This window comes from Streptomyces mexicanus, assembly GCF_902506575.1.
GTDB classification, from domain to species: Bacteria; Actinomycetota; Actinomycetes; order Streptomycetales; family Streptomycetaceae; genus Streptomyces; species Streptomyces mexicanus.
Genome location: NZ_LR732575.1, coordinates 1 through 1,763, shown reverse-complemented (window position 1 = coordinate 1,763; position 1,763 = coordinate 1). Strand labels below are relative to the sequence as shown.

General features: G+C 74.8%; 2 protein-coding genes and 1 pseudogene. 2 read left to right on the top strand and 1 reads right to left on the bottom strand.

Going from position 1 to position 1,763, the window contains the following annotated elements:
• Both GV126_RS32535 and GV126_RS36925 read left to right on the top strand, forming a co-directional pair.
• The coding region (locus GV126_RS32535; protein ID WP_159674568.1) for a gamma-glutamyl-gamma-aminobutyrate hydrolase family protein at positions 1-555 on the top strand (555 nt) is incomplete at its 5' end.
• A 186-nt stretch (positions 556-741) separates the two neighbouring features.
• Positions 742-955 (top strand): annotated as a pseudogene (locus GV126_RS36925) (LacI family transcriptional regulator); the annotation flags it as partial.
• Positions 956-1,253: 298 nt separating this feature from the next.
• Here GV126_RS36925 and GV126_RS32525 read toward each other — a convergent pair.
• The coding region (locus GV126_RS32525) for a hypothetical protein (RefSeq protein WP_159674566.1) at positions 1,254-1,763 on the bottom strand (510 nt) is incomplete at its 5' end.

Below are 1,763 nucleotides of genomic sequence, written 5' to 3'. Positions count from 1 at the left end.
GTCGTACACGCTCCCGTGCGTCGTGGCGGCGACATCGCTCCCCACCGGTACGGCGCCGCCACGACGCACGGGAGCGTGTACGACGTGGACGACGAGCAGGACGCGTTCGACCTGGAGGTCGCCCGCCAGGCCCTGGCGGCGCGGCAGCCGCTGCTGGCGATCTGCCGCGGCCTGCAGGTGGTCAACACCCTGCTCGGCGGCACCCTGCACCAGGACATGGCAGACCCGCGCCGCACGCACCGGCACCTCCTGCACCCCGTGTCACTGACCGGCGGATCGGCCGTCGCCGGCATCACCGGCAAGGACAAGGTGGAGGCGTCCTGCTACCACCATCAGCACGTCGACCGGCTCGGCCGGGGGCTGTGCGTGACCGCGCGGGCCGCGGACGGCACCGTGGAGGCGGTCGAACCCACCGAGCCGGCCGGCTGGCTGGTCGCCGTGCAGTGGCACCCGGAGGACACCGCGCACGAGGACCCCGCCCAGCAGCGGCTCTTCGACGCGTTGGTGGCGGCCGCTCGCCCGCACGGGGCACCGCCCGGCGGGGCGCAGAGCTGAACGGCCGTAGCGGGACGGGGGATCACCGCGCCCGAGGACGGCACGCGCCCGGCCGCTTGCCGCAGCACGGCGACGCCCCGGGGCGCCAGCGCGACAGTGCCCTCGGCGTCCGGGGTGCCCAGCAGCACCACGGCTTCCTGCCGGTAGTCGAGCAGCGAGGTCGGGCGGGAGTCCTGTTCGCCGGCCCGCACCGCCGTGCGGCACCTGCTCGACCTCGGCCACCGCACGGATGTGGTACCTCGCCGGACCGGAGGACTCCTTCGCCGCGCAACGCCGCGCGGATGCCTGGCGCGCCGGCCTCACCGAAGCGGACCGCGTCCCGCCGCCGCTGCTGCGGGGCGACTGGACGGCCGCCTCGGGCTACCGCGCCGGCCTCGACCTCGCCGCCCGCGAGGACTGCAGGTGGTACGGCGGCCGAGCAGCACGGCACCGCCGCCCGGGCACGGCGCGCACCGGCCGTGACGTATCGGGCGCGGCGCGCGCAGACTGTGGCGTCCCCGAGTGCAGCGCCCCGGCCGTGACGCCCGAGTACGTCGGCGGGCGCGGCCCCCGCCGGACGCGGGCACACGCGGAACCCCGGCCCGATGACAGCGGGCCGGGGTTCGGTGCCATGCCTCCGGACGCCGGTCCCCGGCCCGATTACGGCTGGCCGGGGTCCTGCGTCACCCGTGGTGGTGCGTCAGACTCCGAGGGTCGGCTCAGTAGTCGCCCTTGTCGTCCTTGTCGAAGCGGTGCACGATGCGGAAGCTGGCGACGACGCCGTCCTTGACCTTGACGCCGTGGAAGCAGCCGGGGTTCACACCGTTGCTGGTGCTGTGCGGGCCGACGGTGGCGATCGGGGCGCCGTTGTCGCAGGTGGCACCACGGAAGACCTCGACGGTCTTGCGGCTGTCGTTGCGGATGTTGAAGCTCTTGGAGCCCAGTCCGCTCACGACGGTGACGCAGCCGGTCGGGTGCGCCGAGTAGGACCGCTCGTTGATGTGGATCCAGCCCTCCTCGTGCTTCCTGCCGCCGTGGTCGTTGCCACCGCGGTCGTTGCCGCCGTGGTCCTCGTCGCCGTGGTCCTCGCCCTCGTTGCCCTTGCTGTTGTTGTTGTTTCCGTTGTCGCCGCCCATGGGAGCCTGGGCGGGAGCGGGGGCCTGCTGGACGGCCGGGGCCGCCTGCACGGCCGGAGCCGCCTGCGGGGCGGGGGCGGCCGTGGCGTAGGT